At 58.6% G+C, this 20,735-nt stretch carries 17 protein-coding genes; 11 read left to right on the top strand and 6 right to left on the bottom strand.

Annotated features, from left to right (window positions below; translation table 11 throughout):
- Window positions 1-38 precede the first annotated feature (38 nt).
- The 3 genes from RYC18_RS14985 to RYC18_RS14975 all read right to left on the bottom strand — a co-directional run bounded on the left by RYC18_RS14985 (window position 39) and on the right by RYC18_RS14975 (window position 4,153).
- Complete coding sequence (locus tag RYC18_RS14985; protein WP_005733265.1) at window positions 39-1,163, bottom strand: ABC transporter ATP-binding protein; 1,125 nt, start codon at window positions 1,161-1,163, stop codon at window positions 39-41.
- A 315-nt stretch (window positions 1,164-1,478) separates the two neighbouring features.
- A complete protein-coding gene (locus RYC18_RS14980) occupies window positions 1,479-2,108 on the bottom strand; it encodes a response regulator transcription factor (RefSeq protein WP_004660136.1) in 630 nt (209 codons plus the stop codon).
- A complete protein-coding gene (locus RYC18_RS14975; RefSeq protein ID WP_316886428.1) occupies window positions 2,105-4,153 on the bottom strand; it encodes a histidine kinase in 2,049 nt (682 codons plus the stop codon). Before RYC18_RS14975 ends, RYC18_RS14980 begins: the two co-directional genes overlap by 4 nt.
- A 78-nt stretch (window positions 4,154-4,231) precedes the next feature.
- On the opposite strand from RYC18_RS14975, the gene RYC18_RS14970 reads away from it, so the two are divergent.
- Entirely contained in the window at window positions 4,232-5,218 is a 987-nt protein-coding gene (locus RYC18_RS14970; RefSeq protein WP_004663780.1) for an alpha/beta hydrolase family protein, read from the top strand.
- 32 nt (window positions 5,219-5,250) lie between these two features.
- Here RYC18_RS14970 and RYC18_RS14965 read toward each other — a convergent pair whose 3' ends face one another.
- The 3 genes from RYC18_RS14965 to RYC18_RS14955 form a co-directional block, all read right to left on the bottom strand.
- On the bottom strand, window positions 5,251-6,018 hold the full coding sequence (locus RYC18_RS14965) for a TerB family tellurite resistance protein (RefSeq protein ID WP_004660130.1): 768 nt from the start codon (window positions 6,016-6,018) through the stop codon (window positions 5,251-5,253).
- Complete coding sequence (gene murU, locus RYC18_RS14960; RefSeq protein ID WP_257111276.1) at window positions 6,019-6,690, bottom strand: N-acetylmuramate alpha-1-phosphate uridylyltransferase MurU; 672 nt, start codon at window positions 6,688-6,690, stop codon at window positions 6,019-6,021. It lies immediately after the preceding gene.
- Window positions 6,691-6,754: 64 nt separating this feature from the next.
- The gene (locus RYC18_RS14955; protein WP_044321423.1) at window positions 6,755-7,780 is read right to left on the bottom strand and encodes an aminoglycoside phosphotransferase family protein; all 1,026 of its coding nucleotides are present in this window, start codon (window positions 7,778-7,780) and stop codon (window positions 6,755-6,757) included.
- 129 nt (window positions 7,781-7,909) lie between these two features.
- Between RYC18_RS14955 and RYC18_RS14950 the strand changes: the two genes are divergently transcribed.
- The 10 genes from RYC18_RS14950 (at window position 7,910) to RYC18_RS14905 (ending at window position 20,648) form a co-directional block, all read left to right on the top strand.
- Window positions 7,910-10,690: an LPS-assembly protein LptD gene (locus RYC18_RS14950; RefSeq protein WP_002551892.1), complete on the top strand. Its 2,781-nt coding sequence runs from the start codon at window positions 7,910-7,912 to the stop codon at window positions 10,688-10,690.
- Window positions 10,671-11,993, top strand: coding sequence for a peptidylprolyl isomerase (locus tag RYC18_RS14945; RefSeq protein ID WP_002551891.1), 1,323 nt, complete (start codon window positions 10,671-10,673; stop codon window positions 11,991-11,993). The genes RYC18_RS14950 and RYC18_RS14945 overlap by 20 nt, the downstream gene beginning before the upstream one ends.
- Complete coding sequence (gene pdxA, locus RYC18_RS14940; RefSeq protein WP_005744001.1) at window positions 11,990-12,979, top strand: 4-hydroxythreonine-4-phosphate dehydrogenase PdxA; 990 nt, start codon at window positions 11,990-11,992, stop codon at window positions 12,977-12,979. The genes RYC18_RS14945 and pdxA overlap by 4 nt, the downstream gene beginning before the upstream one ends.
- A complete protein-coding gene (gene rsmA, locus RYC18_RS14935) occupies window positions 12,976-13,782 on the top strand; it encodes a 16S rRNA (adenine(1518)-N(6)/adenine(1519)-N(6))-dimethyltransferase RsmA (RefSeq protein ID WP_004660123.1) in 807 nt (268 codons plus the stop codon). Before pdxA ends, rsmA begins: the two co-directional genes overlap by 4 nt.
- A 113-nt stretch (window positions 13,783-13,895) precedes the next feature.
- Window positions 13,896-14,276, top strand: a complete 381-nt coding sequence (gene apaG / locus RYC18_RS14930; RefSeq protein WP_005744003.1) for a Co2+/Mg2+ efflux protein ApaG — start codon at window positions 13,896-13,898, stop codon at window positions 14,274-14,276.
- Complete coding sequence (locus RYC18_RS14925; protein WP_005744004.1) at window positions 14,276-15,172, top strand: symmetrical bis(5'-nucleosyl)-tetraphosphatase; 897 nt, start codon at window positions 14,276-14,278, stop codon at window positions 15,170-15,172. The genes apaG and RYC18_RS14925 overlap by 1 nt, the downstream gene beginning before the upstream one ends.
- Complete coding sequence (glpE, locus tag RYC18_RS14920) at window positions 15,169-15,489, top strand: thiosulfate sulfurtransferase GlpE (protein WP_316886427.1); 321 nt, start codon at window positions 15,169-15,171, stop codon at window positions 15,487-15,489. The genes RYC18_RS14925 and glpE overlap by 4 nt, the downstream gene beginning before the upstream one ends.
- 284 nt (window positions 15,490-15,773) lie before the next feature.
- Window positions 15,774-17,696, top strand: a complete 1,923-nt coding sequence (locus RYC18_RS14915; protein WP_002551885.1) for a PrkA family serine protein kinase — start codon at window positions 15,774-15,776, stop codon at window positions 17,694-17,696.
- A gap of 121 nt (window positions 17,697-17,817) precedes the next feature.
- Window positions 17,818-19,089, top strand: coding sequence for a YeaH/YhbH family protein (locus RYC18_RS14910; protein ID WP_002551884.1), 1,272 nt, complete (start codon window positions 17,818-17,820; stop codon window positions 19,087-19,089).
- Window positions 19,086-20,648: a SpoVR family protein gene (locus RYC18_RS14905; protein ID WP_002551883.1), complete on the top strand. Its 1,563-nt coding sequence runs from the start codon at window positions 19,086-19,088 to the stop codon at window positions 20,646-20,648. Before RYC18_RS14910 ends, RYC18_RS14905 begins: the two co-directional genes overlap by 4 nt.
- Window positions 20,649-20,735 lie beyond the last annotated feature (87 nt).

Here is a 20,735-nt window from a genome sequence, read left to right as displayed (position 1 = left end):
GCGATCAGGTCGCCTCTGTTATTGCTTTTATTGATAGATCAATGCACTTGCTGCAAGGGGTCGAGCGCGCGGACGTGCTCGACTTGCCAGCCGATCGGCACGACATCGCCCACGCTGAGCGTCGGGTCCAGTTCAGCAATCGGCTGTTTGACGAAGAAGTCGTTCTTGCCGGCTACCTCCAGACGCACGCGAACGTGGTCGCCCAGGTAGATGAACTCGGCCACGCGGCCGGAAAAACGGTTTGCACAATTCTCGCTGCGACCATTGAGGTTGATGCGCTCAGGGCGGATAGAAAGGGTCACCGGGCCGCCAGGCTGGCCGACGTTGATCGCCAGCGCATGCACTTTTTCGCCGCGCTCAAGCTCGACGACACAGCGGTCGCCATCCTGACTGACCAGACGTCCGTTCAGCCGGTTGTTTTCGCCAATGAAATTGGCCACAAAGGTGTTCTTCGGCTCTTCGTACAGGCTGCGTGGCGGTGCGATCTGCTGGATCTCGCCCTGATGGAAGACGGCGACCCGGTCGGACATGGTCAGGGCTTCGCCCTGGTCGTGGGTCACGTAGACCACGGTCACACCCAGACGCTGATGCAGATGTTTGATCTCCATCTGCATGTGCTCGCGCAGTTGCTTGTCGAGCGCGCCGAGCGGTTCGTCCATCAGCACCAGTTGCGGTTCGAACACCAGCGCACGCGCCAGCGCCACACGCTGCTGCTGGCCACCGGACAACTGCGCCGGGTAGCGATGCGCAAAGGTGTCCAGCTGGACCATGCCCAGCGCCTTTTTAACTTTCTCGCCAACATCGGTCTTGCTCATGCCACGCACTGACAACGGGAACGCCAGGTTCTCGGCCACCGTCATGTGTGGAAACAATGCATAGTTCTGGAACACCATGCCGATGTCGCGCTTGTGCGGCGGCACGTTGTTGATGGCGCGGCCACCGAGGAGGATTTCACCAGCCGTCGGGGTCTCGAAACCTGCCAGCATCATCAGGCTGGTGGTCTTGCCCGAGCCGGAAGGCCCGAGCAGGGTCAGGAACTCACCCTTGCGAATATCCAGGTTAAGGTCTTTGACGATCAGTGCTTCGCCGTCGTAGCTCTTCTGCACACCACGAAAGCTGACCAGAACATCATTTGCTCCAGCGCTTGTATCGACGTCGCTCATTACCCACACCTTTGTTTTGTCTGCGTGGGCTCAAGCCTAGAGCAGCCTGAATGCCCCGCAAATCGGCAGCCGGGAGAGAATCGCCTAGGCAGGCTGGAAGGCTGAGGGTAGGGATTGCCCTACAGCGATGGCGCGATTGAGTATGTGAGTGAGCCTGATCGTTGCGCACGCCCCAGCGTGGGAATGCAGTGCGTGACGCTCTGCGTCACAAAAGAGGACGCAGAGCGTCCAGAACGGCATGCCGACGCGGAGCGTCGCACGATAGTTGTGAGTAAGGCACCGACCCGACACTCAACTGGAGTGTCGTTTTCAGACTCAGAGCAGTTTGTGCTCCATCGCGTATTTGACGAGATCGGCCAGTGAGTTGAGTTTCATTTTCTGCATCAGCCGCGCCTTGTGGGTACTGATGGTTTTGCTGCTCAGTGCCAGTTGCTGGGCGATGTCGTTAACGTTGGCGCCCTGCGCCAGGCGCTCGAACACCGAGAACTCGCGCTCCGACAACAATGAGTGCAAAGGCCGGCTATCGGTCAGGCCCACTTCAAAGACCATGCGGTCGGCGAGGTCCGGGTCGATATAGCGCCCGCCTGCCGCTACCCGACGAATTGCCGTCAGCAGCAGTGCCGGGTCACTGTCCTTGGTGGCATAACCTGCGGCGCCGACTTTCAGCGCACGTGCCGCCATCTGTGCTTCATTGTGCATCGACAGCACCAGAATGGCGGGCGGACTGGCCAGTGCGCGAATTCGCGGAATCGCCTCAAGACCATTGACGCCGGGCATGGAGATATCCAGCAACACCACTTCGCAGGCCACATGACGCAAGGTTTCGAGCAGCTGCTCGCCATTGCTCGCCTCACCGACCACTTGCAGGTCTCTGGCCAGACCAATCAACTGCTTGATCCCTTCACGCACGATGGTGTGGTCTTCGGCTACCAAAACACGAATCACTGGCTTCGCTCCTGTGCGACGGGGTCCAACGGGATGTAGGCGCGCAAGGTTGTGCCCTCACCGGCATCGCTGTCCAGCTCCAGTCTGCCGCCGAGCATCAGCACCCGCTCGCGCATCCCGACCAGACCGAATGAAACCACCCTGCCCGACTCGACGACAAACCCCTGCCCGTCATCGGCGATGCTCATGCACATCATGCCATCCTGCAACGTCAGGCTGATTTCCACCGTGTGCGCCTGGGCGTGGCGCATGACGTTGGTCAGCGCTTCCTGGAGAATCCGGAACATGCCAGTGGCTCTGGCATCGCTAAGCATCGGTAGGTTGTCCGGCACCTGCACCAGGCAAGGGATTTGCGTGCGCGCCTCGAAACGGCGTGCCTGCCACTCGATGGCCGACGCAATGCCGGCGTCGAGAATCGGTGGCCGCAATGCCGTGGCAACATCACGCACCAGTTGAAACAGCTGAGCGATGAGACGCTTCATGCTGTCCAGTCGCTCACCAAGGCCGGGGTCCAGGTCAGCATAGGCCAGTTCGCACATTGATGTTTCCAGCTTCAGCACCGTCAGCATCTGCCCCAGCTCGTCATGCACCTCGCGAGCAATACGCGCCTTCTCTTCTTCACGCACGCTTTCCAGGTGCGCTGATAATTCACGTAACTGATCATGCGCACGGCGTCGTTCGCTGGCGTCGCTGAGAAACACCACCAGGTATTCCGCCTCGTGAAAGCGCAGGAAGCTCAACGAGACATCGGCAGGCAGAAGACTGCCATCAGCGCGCAGACAATGGGCCTCGAACACCTGCGGGCTGTCTTCGCGGGAACGTGCGTTCTTCCACAGGTTGAGCCAGCGGTCCATGTGCAGACCGGGCTCGAAATCAATCAACGGGCGCTCGACCACCTGTCCCGGCGCGTAGCCGAGCATGGATTCCGCCGCCCGGTTGGCGTAACGCACACGACTGTCCCAATTGACCCAAAGGATGCCGACAGTGCTCTGGTCGATGGAGAATTGCGCCAGACGCAGCGCCTCCTCCCCCTCGACGCGACGGGCGAGTTCTTCTCGCGCGCAAAGCAACTCCTGCTCCTGCGCTTGCTGCTGGCGACGCTGCCAGATCACGATGGTGAAACAGGCCAGCAACATTACCAGGAGCAGAATGCACAGATTTTTCCAGAGCTTGGTCGACTCGATGAAATGCGATGGGGTGAGTGGCATCCAGCGCGCGTGCAGTTGCTCCAGCTCTTTGGCAGGAATCGCGCGCAACGCTTCGCTGACAATGGCGGCCAGCTCCGGCATGTCACGGCGTGAAGCCACGCGCAACAATTGCGGCAGCCCGATATCCCCCACTATCGCAAGCCCGGCAAACTCCGGCTCGCGGAGCAGGCGGCTGAGCTGCGCTTCGTCCACCACGGCATAGCGTGCCTGCTGACTGAGTAACAATTGCAGCGCCTGACGCTCCAGCGGTACGCCTTGCAGGTTCAGGTGCGGAAAATTGCTGCGCAGGTAATCAGCGGCAGGGCCTGGCATGCGCACAGCAACCCGCGAAAGGCTGTCGAGTTTCTCGAGGTCCACGGCAGTGCTGCCGTCACGTTCGCCGATCAACAGTTGCGAAACACGCAGATACGGATCGGAAAACAACCACAGACGCAGGCCCGCCGGGGTCTGCATCAAACCAGGCGCAACATCGATTTCACCATTGGCCAGAGCCTTCTCAAGCGCCGCCTGATCAGGAAAGTTCCGCCACAGCAACTCGACCGGCAGCGTTGCTGCCAGCGCGTTCATCAGGTCGACGTTAGCGCCGGACAACTGCTGCAAACGCTGATCGAACTGGGCGTAAGGCGCGCGCAGTACCAGGCCAATCCGCAATGGGCCATGCTGATCGAGCCAGCTACGCTGTGCTGAACTCAACTGCGCAGGTTCAGGCGTTTGTGGCTCGTCGGCCTGCGTATTCGCCATCTGAACCATCAAGAGCAAAGCCAGGCAGCCGATAAAGCCGGTGCGCAGAAGACCAATCATCAATGTGTCGCTCTCGTGTGTTCGTATGACGGCCATATGCCGCGCAGGCTCAGGCCTGACAAAAGCCGATCAACCCATTAGGCTGCCGGGACAGTTTCTGGCTTGGAATATCCGATGTCCTACACCTTTCGCGCAACGTTTCCTGCATTGTTTCTGTCATTGGTCCTGCCTTGCGCATTGCCTGTGCTCGCAGCCGATCCGGCCCCGGCCAAGGACGCGGCTGCCGAAGCGCCGGTAGAACGGGCACCGCTGCTCAGCCGCTCGCAGGAAGACGCGATAGCGCTGGAGCGTCAATTGCCTCGCGAGGATCAGCAGCAACTTCAGGCGGGTGACGAAAGCTTTCTCGCGCTCTGGAAGCCCGCAAACAGTGACGAGCCCCAGGGCGCGGTGATCATTGTGCCTGGCGACGCCGAGTCACCGGACTGGCCGGATGCCGTCGGCCCGCTGCGCAGAAAATTTCCGGATGTCGGCTGGTCAAGCCTGAGCATCACCCTGCCGGATGCGATAGACAACAGCCTGGTGCCACGCGAGCCCGACGCCGCCTCGACCGACGCGAACGCTGCCAAACCCAAGGAATCCCCCAAGGACGCCAGTGCGAAAGCGCAAGACCCGGCAGCTGAAGCCGAGGCTCTGGCTGCCGCAGCAACCGCAAAGGCAGCTGCCGACGAGGAACTCAACAAGGCTCAGGCCGAGCGCATCTTCGCGCGGATCGAAAGCGCGATCAGCTTTGCGCAGCAGAACAAGGCTCGCAGCATCGTATTGATCGGCCATAGCAGCGGTGCCTATTGGGCAGCCAGATTCCTCAATGAACGCACATCGCCTGCCGTGCAGAAGCTGGTGATGCTTGCTGCGCGCGAGCCGGTCAATGCTGCGCCTTCTCTGCTGGACATGGTGCCTCAGCTGAAAATAAAGACCGCCGACTTCATCTACAAAAACTCGCCGGACCAGGCCGCCAAAGCACGTCTGCAGGCCAGCAAACGCGCCAAAGGCCCCGGTTTTACGCAGATTGGTCTGATCAATATCGTGGGCAATGAAGATACCGAGCAAGAACAACTGTTCCGCAGGGTTCGTGGCTGGATAGACGCCAAGGAAGAAAAATAAGCTTCACCCCGAGCGCCCGACGCACAGCAGGCTCAGTTGAACCCGCGTCGGGCCTTTACCACCCGATAGGCGTTATGCAGCTGGCTGGTCTTGTCGGTAGCCACCCGCACTTGCTGAGGGTTGGCACCCGAACCGGCAACCTTGTCAGGGTGATGCCGACTGAGCAGCCGACGGTAGGCGCGCTTGATGCTTAAAGGATCGGTGTCCGGTTTTATTCCCAGAAGCGTCATCGCGCTTTTGTAGTCATCACCGCTACTGACCGGCGAACGCTTCATCGGGTCGTGATCGGCAGCCAGCGCTTCGACTTGTGGTCCTGTCCAGCCCAGCCACATGCCCCATACTCCGATCAGCTCGCGCTCGACCCGGGAAGCCTTGCCATCCGCCCAGGCCATGCGCCAGCAGGCACGCAACAACTCCTCGGCGGTGTCCGGCTGCCCGTGCAGACCGCGCAAATAACTGCGCAGGCCGTCGGCACCGTCACGACCGCGTTTGAAGGCGTTGATGGCGCGCAACTGATCCGCCTCGTTCAGGTTCAGACGGCGCATTTCGGTACGGGCCTGATTAATATGACTGGCCAGGACACGTCCGTCACTCTTGGCCAGACGGCCCAGCAATACAAACAGCAGCCCATCGGCGGGTATCGCCGCCCGCCCGCCCAGACGCTCGCGCAGGTGCGCCCAGCTCTGCAGCTTCAGGCGCCGGTCCAGCGCCTGCCCCAATAGAGCACCCAGCATCGCGCCCGGGATGCTGGCAATTGCATAGCCGACACCCGCGCCGATCAATGTGCCAGGCCAAAGCATTCAGCGGGTCTCCGCAAGCAACTGCTCGACTTCAGCCAGACGCTCGTGCGTGCCGACATCGACCCACCGCCCTCTGTGGTGCTCTCCCGTTACCAGGCCTTGATGCATGGCCTCACGCAACAACGGCGCAAGCTTGAACGCACCGGGCTCACAGTTGGCAAACAACTGTGGATGCAGGATAGCGATACCGCTGTAGGTGAGCCGCTGACCTGCCGAATCGTCATCGCGTACCTGACCGTCGACCAACGAGAAATCGCCAGTGGGGTGATGTGCCGGGTTATCGACCAGCACCAGATGCGCGAGACCGGCTAGCGGCACGCGCAAAGCGCTGAAGTCATAGTCCGTCCAGATATCCCCATTGATCACCACAAACGGCTCAACGCCCAGCAATGGCAAGGCCCGATGAATCCCGCCGCCTGTTTCCAGCGGCTGGCCTTCGGGGGAATAACGGATGCTCAGGTCGAAACGCTGACCGTCGCCCAGATAATCCTCGATCTGCTGCCCCAGCCAGGCATGGTTGATGACCAGCTGGTGAAACCCGGCTGCGCGCAAGGCGTTCAGGTGGTGCTCGATCAACGGCATCCCCCCGGCACGCACCAACGGTTTGGGCGTGTGCAGGGTCAACGGGCGCATTCGCTCGCCTTTACCGGCGGCGAGAATCATGGCTTTCATGCAGTCCTCTTCAACACAATCAGGTTTCTTTCAAAATAGCCATTTTCAGGCCGTCGCTGGCGTATCAGACAGCGGTCTCTACCGGTTGCTGCAGACTGGTAAGCAATTGCCCGAGTTGGGCCAGCTCGGGGCGACGCGACAAAACTGCCTCTATATAAGCGAAAAAGCGCGGGACGTCTTGCAGATAGCGCGGTTTTCCATCGCGGTGGCAGATGCGGGCAAAAATACCGATCACCTTCAAATGGCGCTGAACACCCATCAGATCACTGGCGCGCTCAAAGGCTGCAAAATCTTCCTGCACCGGGATACCAACTGCACGCGCCTGATCCCAGTAGATTCTGAGCCAGTCGCTGACGCGTTCTTGTGGCCAGCTCAGGAACGCGTCCTTGAACAGACAAGTCACGTCATAGGTGACCGGGCCGTAGACAGCGTCCTGAAAATCCAGCACGCCTGGATTGGGCTCGCTGATCATCAGGTTTCGCGGCATGTAGTCGCGATGCACCAGCACTTTGGGCTGCGCCAGAGCGCTGTTGATCAACAACTCGCTGGCCTGCCGCCAATCGCTCAGTTGCGCCTCGTCCATCTCGATACCCAGGTGGCGCTTTACGTACCACTCGGGGAAAAGCTCCAGTTCACGGCGCAACAACGCGACGTCATAGCTGGGCAGCGGCGCGTCCATCGGCAATTGCTGATAGGCCAGCAGCGCCTGGATTGCATCGGCGAACAAGGCATCGGCATTGTCAGCGTCAATCACATCCAGATAGGTCTGACGGCCAAGATCATTGAGCAGCAAAAAGCCTTGCGTCAGGTCTTCGGCATAAATTTCTGGAACATTAATGCCCGACTTTTTCAGTAAATGAGCGATATCCACAAACGGTTTGCAGTTTTCCTGCGGTGGCGGCGCGTCCATCACAATAAAAGTTCGGCCAGCGCCCTCCCAGCGAAAATAACGACGAAAACTTGCGTCACTACTGGCCGCAGTCAATGTAGCCGGGGGTACAGCGCCCCAATTTTGCGCCGCAAACAGCGCTGGCAACTGCTCATCGAGCCAAACTTTCAGGGATTGCAGGCGTATATCTTGATCTGACATTACAAGGGTCTCCGACGGCGCTAGCCGTCAAGCGGGTCATGCTTTATTATCCGGAATCTTTTTCAGCCCATCGAGAGGCGTGCGGCCCCCCCGCGGGCAGATGGCGCGCAGGAAGCCCGGACTAATAAGATGGCATTGAAATCCCCCGCGTTTCGTAAAAAATTTCCGTTGCTCGTAACCGGCAGTCTGCTGGCGATGCAACCTCTGGCCACTCAGTTCGTGGTCGCCGCGGAACAGTATGACTGCTCAGTCTCTGCTTCGGGTGCCTGGAACTGTGCGCCGAAATCCAATGCTGCTGCAGTGGACCTGCCTCCGCGCCCCGTGCATGACACGACGTCGGTCAGTTCCAACGGCACAGTCACCTCGCAAGGCACCTCTTCGGGTGAGCAGGTTGCGGGTACGCAACTGGTTACCGAAGCCAAGGGCAAAGGTCTCAGGTCGCGTAGTGCTGACTACAGCCACCTTGATTGGGTTCCTCGTGAAAAGCTCACCGCAGCACAACTGGCCGAAACCGGCCCGTATTGCTCGGGTGCTTACGTCGAGCCAATCCGCCCTGGCATGGACGACAAGACGCCGATGAAAGACGCGCCTATGTTCGTGGGTGCCAAGGCTTCGCGTTACGAACAGGAAGCGCAGGTCGCGACGCTGGCAGGTGATGTCGTGTTGCGCCAGGGCAGCATGCAGGTACAGGCCCAGGAGGCAGCACTGCATCAGGCCGAAAACCGTGGCGAGCTGAACGGCGATGTCCGTCTGCGCGACAACGGCGCGCTGATCGTCGGTGACAAGGCCGAGTTGCAACTCGATACCGGCGAAGCCCGTGTCGACAATGCCGAGTACGTCCTGCACAAGTCGAACATTCGCGGTAACGCCCTGTACGCCAAGCGTGCAGAGAACGCGATCATCCGGCTCAAGGACGGTACCTACACCTCGTGTGAGCCGAACAGCAACGCTTGGACGCTCAAGGGCAACAACATCACGCTGAACCCGGCCACCGGCTTTGGTACAGCGACCAACGTTACCCTGCGGGTCAAGGACATACCGGTTCTGTACACGCCGTATATCTACTTCCCGATCGACGACCGTCGCCAGTCCGGCTTCCTGCCGCCGACCATTGCGGCAGGCGGCGATAACGGTTTCACGCTCGTTACTCCGTACTACTTCAACCTGGCACCGAACTACGACGCCACGTTGTACCCGCGTTACATGGCCGACCGCGGCCTGCTGATGGAAGGCGAGTTCCGCTACCTGACCAAAGGCAGCGAAGGCCAGTTTGGCGGCGCGTACCTGAACGACGAGAACGACGACCGCAAGCTGCAGTCGGACTACGACAAGACTCGCTGGATGATCAACTGGCAGCACAAGGGCGGGCTTGATACGCGCTGGCTGACCCAGGTTGATTACACCGACATCAGCGACCCGTATTACTTCCAGGATCTGGAAACCGATCAGATCGGCGTTAAACGGACGGACTTCCTCAACCAGCAGGGCTCTTTGACCTACCGTGGCGACAGCTACTCGGCAGTGCTCAACGCTCAGGCTTACAAGCTGGCTACGGTTGCGAACGTTACGCCTTACAACCGCCTGCCACAGTTGACGCTCAACGGTACGTTGCCTTACAACCCGGGTGGTCTGAAGTTTGATTATCAGACTGAAGCCGTTCGCTTCGAACGTGATCTGCGCAGCGGCGCGTTCATCGATGAAGATGGCAACTCCGAGACACGCCTGGACAACAACATCACCGGCCTTGCCCGGGCAAACGGGGACCGCCTGAATCTGGCGCCGTCCGTCAGCCTGCCAATGAACTGGACCTATGGTTTCCTGACACCGAAGCTTAAGTACGTCTACACCCAGTACGCGTTGGACCTGGACAGTCAGGGCAAAAGCTCGCTTCTGGCTGGCGAGGAATACAGCAGTAGTCAAAGCCGCAGCGTGCCGATCTTCAGCGTCGACAGTGGCCTGTACTTCGACCGCAACACCAACTGGTTCGGCAAGGATTACCGTCAAACCCTGGAACCGCGCCTGTTCTATCTCTATGTACCCGAGAAAGACCAGACCGACATCCCGGTATTCGACACCAGCGAAAGCACGTTCAACTATGCCTCGCTATTCCGTGACAACCGCTTCACCGGTTCCGACCGCATCGGCGACGAGAACAAGCTGTCGCTGGGTATCACCAACCGCTGGATTGAAAGCAACGGCTTTGAACGTCAACGCTTCAGCATCGGCCAGGCGCTGTATTTCGAAGACCGCAAGGTGCAATTGCCTGGCGTAGTGTTCGCTGATCGTGATGATGCGCGCGCCAACGTTTCGCCTTACGCACTGGAATATGAATACCGCTTCAACCGCGACTGGCGCTTCAACTCCGATTTCAACTGGGATCCGGACAGCAAGAGCACCCGTTCGGGCAGCGCAATGTTCCATTACCAGCCTGAAGACAACCCGAACAAGATCGTCAACCTCGGCTATCGCTATCGCAACGACCAGATTCGTTACGACGAAAGCACTGGCCGCTGGATCGTGGGGGGTGGCGACTACGGACGTCCGGGTGATGCCAACTACGTGAAGGACTACTACAAGATCCAGCAGCACGATTTCTCGGTCATCTGGCCAATCGTGCCGCAGTGGAGCCTTATCAGCCGCTGGCAGTATGACTACAACCGTGAGCGCACCATCGAAGCTTTCGGCGGGTTCGAGTACGACAACTGCTGCTGGAAAATGCGTCTGGTCAACCGCTATTGGGTCGACTACGACGAGTTCAGTCAGGCAGCGCCTCAGAACGAGAAAGGCGACCGCGGCATATTCCTACAAATCGTGTTGAAGGGGCTCGGCGGTGTAACTGGCGCCAAGGTAGACAGCTTCCTCGACAAAGGCATTCAAGGTTATCGTGAACGTGAAGACCAAGCTTTCTGATTGTCTGCGCCCGCTGATGCTGGGCGCGTTACTCCTGAGCGGTGCAGTGCATGCTGCGGTTCAACCTCTGGACAGTGTCGTGGCTATCGTCGACAACGATGTGATCATGAAAAGCCAGATGGACCAGCGTGTACGTGAAGTTCAGCAGACCATTGCCAAGCGTGGCTCTGGTGTACCGCCTGCAGAAGCCCTGCAACCACAGGTTCTGGATCGTCTGATCCTGGAAAACCTGCAGTTGCAGATGGGCGAACGCTCTGGCATTCGCGTCTCAGACGACGAACTCAATCAGGCCATTGGCACCATTGCCCAGCGCAACAACATGAGCGTGGAGCAGTTCCGCGCCGCGCTGGCTCATGACGGTTTGTCCTATAACGATGCACGCGAGCAGGTGCGCCGGGAAATGATCATCAGCCGTGTGCGTCAGCGCCGGGTGGCCGAACGTATCCAGGTATCCCAGCAGGAAGTGAAAAACTTCCTCGCCTCCGATCAGGGCAAGGCTCAGTTGTCTGAAGAGTTCCACCTGGCCAACATCCTGATCGCCACGCCTGACAGCGCCTCTTCGGATGCCATCCAGGCTGCAGCGGTCAAAGCCAAGGGCATTTATGACCAGTTGAAGAAAGGTGCTGACTTCACTCGACTCGCAGCCACCACCTCCTCCAGCGAAAACGCACTGGAAGGCGGCGACATGGGCTGGCGCAAGGCTGCGCAACTGCCACCGCCATTCGGTGACATGCTCAGCGCAATGCCTGTCGGCGACGTGACGCCTCCAGCGCGCACGCCGGGCGGTTTCATCATCCTCAAGTTACTGGAAAAACGTGGCGGCCAGGGGCAGGCACAAATGCGTGATGAAGTGCATGTGCGTCATATCCTGATCAAACCAAGCGAGATCCGTAACGAAGAAGAGACCAAGCGTCTTGCCGAGAAAATCTACGACCGCATCCAGAATGGCGAAGACTTCGCCGAACTGGCGAAAAGCTTTTCGGAAGATCCGGGCTCGGCACTCAATGGCGGCGATCTGAACTGGGTTGATCCGAACTCTCTGGTTCCGGAGTTCCGTCAGGTCATGAACGAGACGCCACAAGGCGAATTGTCCAAACCGTTCAAGACCGCTTATGGCTGGCACGTTCTGGAAGTTCTCGGTCGTCGTTCCACGGATGCTACCGATCAGGCGCGTGAACAGCAGGCGTTGAACGTACTGCGTAACCGCAAGTACGACGAAGAGCTGCAAACCTGGCTGCGTCAGATCCGTGACGAAGCCTACGTTGAGATCAAACTCCCTGGCGCGACCCAGGCTGCGCAGTGAAACCCAAGCGTTTCGCCCTGACACCCGGCGAGCCGGCCGGCATAGGCCCTGACCTTTGCCTGCTGCTCGCCACGCAGCCTCAGCCATACCCCCTGATCGCCATCACCAGCCGTGACCTGCTCCTTGAGCGGGCCGCGCAACTGGGTGTGGCGGTCAGTCTGCTTGACGTCACCCCTGATACGCTTCCCGACCTGCCTGCGCCTGCCGGCAGTTTGTACGTCTGGGATACGCCCTTGGCAGCTGCGGTAGAAACCGGCGTACTGAACAAGGCCAATGCTGCATTCGTCCTGGAAACCCTGATTCGCGCGGGCCAGGGCTGCCTGGATGGGCTGTTCAGCGGCATGATCACCGCCCCGGTGCACAAAGGCGTGATCAACGACGGCGGTATCGCGTTTTCCGGACACACCGAATTTCTTGCCGAACTGACCCACACTGAACAGGTGGTGATGATGCTGGCGACCGGCGACCTGCGCGTGGCGCTGGTGACCACGCACCTGCCGTTGCGCGAGGTGGCTGATGCCATCACGCCAGACCGACTGGAGCGCGTGACACGCATCCTGCATGCCGATCTGGTGAACAAGTTCGGCATTGCCCGCCCGCGTATTCTGGTCTGCGGCCTCAACCCTCATGCAGGCGAAAGCGGGCATCTGGGCCGTGAAGAAATCGACATCATCGAACCGACTCTGGAGCGCCTGCGCAGCGAGGGCCTGGACTTACGCGGCCCACTGCCTGCCGACACTCTGTTTACCCCCAAATATCTGGAGCACTGCGACGCAGTGCTGGCGATGTACCACGATCAAGGCTTGCCCGTGCTGAAATACAAAGGTTTCGGCGCAGCAGTCAATGTGACGCTCGGCCTGCCAATCATCCGCACCTCTGTCGATCATGGCACGGCGCTGGACCTGGCTGGCACCGCAAACATCGACACCGGCAGCCTGCACGTTGCACTGCAAACCGCCTACCAGATGGCCGAGACCCATTCATGACCGAGCAATACCAACACCGGGCGCGCAAGCGTTTCGGTCAGAACTTCCTGCACGACGCAGGCGTTATCGACAAAATCCTGCGCGCCATTCGTGCCAAACCTGAAGACCGGCTGCTGGAAATCGGACCGGGCCAGGGCGCGCTGACCGAAGGGCTGCTCAACAGCGGCGCACAGCTGGACGTGGTCGAGCTGGACAAGGACCTGATCCCGATCCTCACCGGCCAGTTCGGCAACAAGCCAAATTTCAACCTGCATCAGGGTGATGCACTGAAGTTCGACTTCAACAGCCTGGGCGCCGAACCGCGCAGCCTGCGTGTCGTGGGCAACCTGCCGTACAACATCTCGACGCCGTTGATTTTTCATCTGTTGCAGAACGCCAGCCTGATCCGCGACATGCACTTCATGTTGCAGAAGGAGGTGGTCGAGCGCATGGCTGCCGGTCCCGGCGGCGGTGACTGGGGTCGCCTGTCGATCATGGTCCAGTACCATTGCCGCGTGGAGCATCTGTTCAACGTGGGGCCGGGGGCGTTCAACCCGCCGCCGAAAGTGGACTCGGCCATTGTGCGTCTCGTCCCTTACGAAACATTGCCGCACCCTGCCAAGGATCACCGCGTGCTGGAGCGGGTCGTGCGCGAAGCGTTCAACCAGCGTCGCAAGACCCTGCGCAATACACTCAAATTATTGCTGAGCAGTGACGAAATTACCGCTTCCGGGGTAGACGGCAGTCTGCGTCCCGAGCAACTCGACCTGGCTGCATTCGTCCGCCTGGCAGACACTCTCAGCGAAAAAGTTGTGACAGAGTGAACCCTGAGGACAAGTAAACGGCACTGCCAGTCGTCATTTCCCGCTTACTTGTCCTAGACTTGTCTACCTGCCGCACACGCCCTTTTTTCGTTATAGATTTCAAGGCCTATTGCATGCCCGATTCTCGTTACCAGGTCGACGTCAGCGTCGTCACACGCTTTCTCTCGGAACAGTCGCAACCCGAGCAGAATCGCTTCGCTTTCGCCTATACCATCACCGTGCACAACAACGGTGAATTACCTGCCAAGCTGCTGTCGCGTCACTGGGTCATCACCGACGGCGACGGCCATGTCGAAGAGGTGCGCGGCGAGGGCGTGGTCGGTCAGCAACCGTTGATCGAGGTCGGTAAAAGCCATACCTACAGCAGCGGTACGGTAATGACCACCCGCGTGGGCAATATGCAGGGTTCTTATCAGATGCTGGCTGAAGACGGTAAACGCTTTGATGCGGTCATAAAGCCCTTTCGTCTGGCCGTCCCGGGTTCGCTGCACTGATGGCGGTGTACGCCGTTGGTGACCTGCAAGGTTGCCTTGAACCTCTGCAATGCCTGCTCGAGCACGTCCACTTCAACCCCGAGCATGATCGACTCTGGCTGGTGGGCGATTTGGTCAATCGTGGCCCGCAATCGCTGGAAACACTTCGCTACCTGTACGACCTCCGTGAATCGCTGGTGTGCGTGCTGGGCAATCATGACCTGCACCTGCTTGCGGTCGCCCGTAAACACGAACTGCTCAAAAAAGGCGACACGCTGCGCGAAATCCTTGAAGCGCCGGACCGTGACGAATTGCTCGGCTGGGTGCGTCGGCAAAAGCTGATGCACTACGATGCAGAACGCAACGTTGCCATGGTGCATGCGGGTATCGCGCCGCAGTGGTCGTTGAAAAAAGCCTTGAAGCACGCAGCCGAAGTCGAGCAGGCACTTCAGGAAGACCAGCTATATGGCGCTTTTCTCGACGGCATGTACGGCAACGAGCCGGCCAAGTGGGACAACGACCTGCAAGGCGTCACGCGTTTGCGGGTCATTACCAACTACTTCACCCGTATGCGCTTCTGCACCAGCGATGGCAAGCTCGACCTGAAGAGCAAGGAAGGCGTTGAAACCGCCATACCTGGCTATGCGCCCTGGTTCAGCCACCCGAAACGCAAGACCCGTGAGCTGAAAATCATTTTTGGCCACTGGGCGGCGCTTGAGGGTCGCTGCGACGAGCCGGGCGTCTTTGCCCTCGACAGCGGATGTGTCTGGGGCGGTTCGATGACGCTGCTCAACGTTGATACCCTTGAACGTCACCAGTGCAATTGCGATGCTGTCGGCCATGCCGCCAACGGGCTTGTTACAAGCGCACAGGCCGGCACCGCCACTAACCCCCAGGCTCAGGAGCCCAGGCAATGACCGAATTCAAACGTATTCCACCTGAACAGGCACAGGCGCTGCGCGAGCAAGGCGCAGTGCTGGTCGATGTTCGTGATGCGCAGACCTTTCAAAGCAATCACATTCCTGACTCCGTGCATCTGGACAATTACTCGATTGCCGACTTCATCGCCAAGGCCGATCTGGACAAGCCGCTAGTCGTTGTCTGCTACCACGGCAACTCCAGCCAGAGCGCCGCAGCCTATCTGGTCGGCCAGGGTTTCTCCGAGGTGTACAGCGTCGACGGTGGTTTCGAGCTGTGGCGCGCCACTTACCCTGACGAAACCGTGCAAGGCTGATAAAAAATATTTTTATGACAGCTGATCCCGCGTTCTACGCGGGCTCGCGAGCCATCTGACGAACGGTCAGCCCGTCTTCTCGCGCATCCCTTCTTTATCTTTCCGAATCCGAACTATCCTTAGCCTAGGCCATCCGTATTCAGGGGAGAGCCGGTACACCGGCGCGTGGGTCATCGGTAGTTACTTTTAAGGTGTTCTGGGGGGAAACAGCAGCCGCATCGCGGTCGCTGCCAGCATCGACTGACGATCCGCCGCCGGCTCCACGTATCGAGCGAGGTGACGTCATGAGTATATTCAGCCACTTCCAACAACGCTTCGAAAGCACACGGCAAGAAGAGCTCTCGCTACAGGAGTATCTGGAGCTCTGCAAACAGGACCGCAGCGCCTATGCCTCTGCCGCAGAACGTCTTCTGCTGGCCATTGGCGAGCCCGAACTGGTGGATACCTCTACCAACTCCAGGCTCTCGCGAATATTCTCCAATAAGGTGATACGCCGCTATCCAGCCTTTGCCGACTTCCACGGGATGGAAGAATGCATCGACCAGATTGTTTCGTATTTCCGCCATGCCGCCCAAGGCCTGGAAGAGAAGAAGCAAATCCTTTACCTGCTCGGCCCGGTTGGCGGCGGTAAGTCGTCCCTGGCTGAAAAGCTCAAGCAACTGATCGAAAGAGTCCCGTTCTACGCCATCAAGGGCTCGCCAGTCTTCGAGTCGCCTCTGGGCCTGTTCAACGCCACTGAGGACGGCGCGATTCTGGAAGAAGACTTCGGAATTCCGCGACGCTACCTGAGCACTATCATGTCGCCGTGGGCGACCAAGCGCCTGGCCGAGTTCGGTGGTGACATCAGTCAGTTCAAGGTTGTGAAGCTCTACCCTTCGATTCTCAACCAGATCGCCGTAGCGAAAACCGAGCCCGGCGACGAAAACAACCAGGATATTTCCGCGCTGGTCGGCAAGGTCGATATTCGCAAACTGGAAGAATTCCCACAGAACGACGCCGACGCGTACAGCTACTCGGGCGCACTGTGCCGGGCCAACCAGGGCCTGATGGAATTCGTCGAGATGTTCAAGGCACCGATCAAGGTCCTTCACCCGTTGCTGACCGCGACCCAGGAAGGTAACTACAACAGCACCGAGGGGCTGGGAGCCATCCCGTTCACCGGTATTCTGCTGGCGCACTCCAACGAATCGGAATGGCACAGCTTCCGCAACAACAAGAACAACGAAGCCTTCATCGACCGTATCTACATCGTGAAAGTGCCGTACTGCCTGCGTGTCAGCGACGAGATCAAGATTTACGACAAGCTGCTGTTCAACAGCTCGCTGTCCAAAGCGCATTGCGCGCCTGACACCTTGAAGATGCTCGCGCAGTTCACCACGTTGTCGCGCCTCAAAGAGCCTGACAACTCCAACATCTACTCCAAGATGCGCGTGTATGACGGCGAAAACCTGAAAGATACCGACCCCAAAGCCAAGTCGATCCAGGAATACCGCGACAGTGCGGGCGTCGACGAAGGCATGAACGGTCTCTCTACCCGCTTCGCGTTCAAGATTCTGTCCAAGGTCTTCAACTTCGATCCACACGAAATTGCTGCCAACCCGGTGCACCTGCTGTACGTACTGGAACAGCAGATCGAACAGGAGCAATTTCCGGCCGAAACGCGTGAACGCTACCTGCGTTTCATCAAGGAATACCTGGCCCCCCGCTACATCGAGTTCATCGGCAAGGAAATCCAGACGGCGTACCTGGAATCCTACAGCGAGTACGGTCAGAACATTTTCGACCGCTACGTGCTGTATGCAGACTTCTGGATTCAGGATCAGGAATACCGCGATCCGGAAACCGGCGAGATTCTCAACCGCGTGGCCTTGAACGAGGAGCTGGAAAAGATCGAGAAACCGGCCGGCATTAGCAACCCGAAAGATTTCCGCAACGAAATCGTCAACTTCGTGCTGCGTGCCCGCGCCAACAACAACGGCAAGAATCCGACCTGGCTCAGCTACGAGAAGCTGCGCGTGGTGATCGAGAAGAAAATGTTCTCCAACACCGAGGACCTCCTGCCCGTCATCAGCTTCAATGCCAAGGCCAGCAAGGAGGATCAGCAGAAGCACAACGACTTCGTCACACGAATGGTCGAGAGGGGCTACACGGACAAGCAGGTACGTCTGCTGTCCGAATGGTATCTGCGCGTGCGGAAATCGCAATAAAGCAGCTGCAAGCTTCAAGCTATCAGCTGCAAGCGAAAAGCGATCGAGGCCCGGTTTCGGGATCGATGGCGCGCTCGCTTGCAGCTTGAAGCTTACAACTTGAAGCTCCTCGGAGGAGCCTATGAGCTACGTGATCGACCGACGTCTCAACGGTAAGAACAAGAGCACGGTAAACCGGCAGCGGTTTCTGCGGCGTTACCGTGACCACATTAAAAAGGCAGTGGAGGAAGCGGTCAGCCGGCGCTCCATTACTGACATGGAACACGGCGAGCAGATCAGTATTCCCGGACGCGACATTGACGAACCGGTGTTGCATCACGGTCGTGGCGGCAAACAGACCGTTGTTCATCCAGGCAACAAGGAGTTCACCACAGGCGAGCACATCGCCCGCCCTCAAGGCGGCGGTGGCGGCAAAGGGCCTGGCAAGGCAGGCAACTCCGGCGAAGGCATGGATGAGTTCTCGTTTCAGATTACTCAGGAAGAGTTTCTTGAATTCATGTTCGAAGACCTGGAGCTGCCGAACCTGGTCAAGCGCAACCTGACCGGTACCGACACCTTCAAGACCGTGCGCGCAGGGATCAGCAACGAAGGCAACCCTTCACGCATCAACATCATCCGTACCCTGCGCTCGGCGCATGCGCGACGCATTGCGCTGTCCGGCAGCAGCCGGGCAAAACTCAAAGAGGCCACTGTCGAGCTTGAGCGTATGAAGCGCGAAGAGCCCGACAACTTCGGCGATATTCAGGAACTGGAAGTAGAAATCGATCGACTGAAAGCACGTATTCGTCGCGTACCGTATCTCGATACGTTCGACCTTAAGTACAACCTGCTGGTCAAACAACCCAACCCCAGCTCCAAAGCAGTCATGTTTTGCCTGATGGACGTCTCCGGATCCATGACCCAGGCGACCAAAGACATCGCCAAGCGCTTCTTCATCCTGCTGTACCTGTTTCTCAAGCGTAATTACGACAAGATCGACGTTGTGTTCATTCGCCACCACACCAGCGCCCGCGAAGTGGACGAGGAAGAGTTTTTCTATTCCCGGGAAACCGGCGGCACCATCGTTTCCAGCGCATTGAAACTGATGCAGGAGATCATGGCCGAACGCTACCCAAGCAGCGACTGGAATATTTACGCGGCACAGGCCTCGGACGGAGACAACTGGAACGACGATTCGCCCATTTGCCGGGAAATCCTGACCAAACAGATCATGCCCTTCGTGCAGTACTACACGTACGTGGAGATCACGCCGCGTGAGCACCAGGCCTTGTGGTACGAATACGAGCGTATCGGTGAAGACTACGCCGACACGTTCGCCCAGCAGCAGCTGGTCTCTGCCGGTGATATCTATCCGGTATTCCGCGAACTCTTCCAGCGAAGGTTAGTGTCATGACCGCCAGAGAGCAGAAGCGCCAACCCCTTTCCACGGGGTCAGAGTGGACATTTGAACTGATCCGGGCCTACGACCGTGAGATCGGCAGAATTGCCGAACGGTATGCTCTGGACACCTATCCCAACCAGATTGAGGTGATCACTGCCGAACAGATGATGGATGCCTACGCCTCGGTGGGCATGCCCCTGGGCTACCACCACTGGTCATACGGCAAACACTTCCTCAGCACTGAAAAATCCTATTCGCGTGGCCAGATGGGGCTGGCGTACGAGATTGTGATCAACTCGGACCCGTGCATTGCCTACCTGATGGAAGAAAACACCATCTGCATGCAGGCACTGGTCGTTGCGCACGCCTGCTATGGCCACAACAGCTTCTTCAAGGGCAATTACCTGTTCCGCACCTGGACCGACGCCAGCTCGATCATTGATTATCTGGTGTTCGCCAAGCAGTACATCATGCAATGCGAGGAGCGGCATGGCATCGACGCCGTGGAAGATTTGCTCGACTCGTGCCACGCGTTGATGAACTACGGCGTGGACCGCTACAAGCGTCCGTATCCGATTTCCGCTGAAGAGGAACGGCGGCGTCAGAAGGATAGGGAAGAACATCTTCAGCGCCAGATCAACGATCTTTGGCGCACTATTCCGAAGAACGCCGAAAAAAACAGCAAAGAGGACAACGCACGCTTTCCTGCCGAGCCGCAGGAAAACATTCTCTATTTCATCGAGAAACACGCGCCGCTGCTGGAGCCCTGGCAGCGCGAAGTGGTGCGCATTGTGCGCAAGATCGCGCAGTACTTTTATCCACAGCGCCAGACACAGGTGATGAACGAAGGCTGGGCAACGTTCTGGCATTACACGCTGATGAACGACCTGTACGACGAAGGACTGGTCACCGACGGCTTCATGATGGAGTTTCTGCAGTCGCACACCAGCGTGATTTTCCAGCCCGGTTTTGACAGCCCCTACTACAGCGGCATCAATCCCTACGCGCTGGGCTTTGCCATGTATCAGGACATACGCCGGATGTGCGAAAACCCTACCGATGAGGACCGGCAGTGGTTTCCGGAAATTGCCGGCACCGACTGGCTGACGGCGATCAAGTTTGCGATGACCAGCTTCAAGGACGAGAGCTTCATTCTCCAATACTTGTCGCCCAAGGTGATTCGCGACCTCAAGCTGTTCAGCATCATGGACGACGACCAGCAGGAAGACCTGCTGGTGCCTGCCATTCATGATGAAAACGGTTATCGGACCATTCGCGAGATCCTCGCTGCGCAATACAACCTGGGCAATCGGGAGCCCAACGTGCAGATCTACAGCATCGACCGCCGAGGCGATCGCTCGCTGACCCTGCGCCACCAACAGCACAATCGAAAACCGCTGGGTGATTCGACAGACGAGGTGCTCAAGCACCTGCACCGGCTATGGGGCTTTGATATCCATCTGGAAACCCTGCAGGGCGATCAAGTGGTCAAGACTCATCACGTACCTCCAAAAGGCGAGCATGCCGACAGTGAGTATCCCCGGCTTGATATGGCGGTCGTCCACCTTTAGGCGTTAGGGAAAAAGGCTGTTTAAACGGCTGCTCATGCAGCTTTAGCCTCCGCAAGCACGGCACAAGGTTTATCCTGTCGCGCTTAC

The organism is Pseudomonas syringae group sp. 247E2, from assembly GCF_032587795.1.
Classification (GTDB): domain Bacteria; phylum Pseudomonadota; class Gammaproteobacteria; order Pseudomonadales; family Pseudomonadaceae; genus Aquipseudomonas; species Aquipseudomonas amygdali.
Note: the sequence above shows the minus strand (reverse complement) of the source record. Positions and strands in the feature narration are given on the sequence as shown.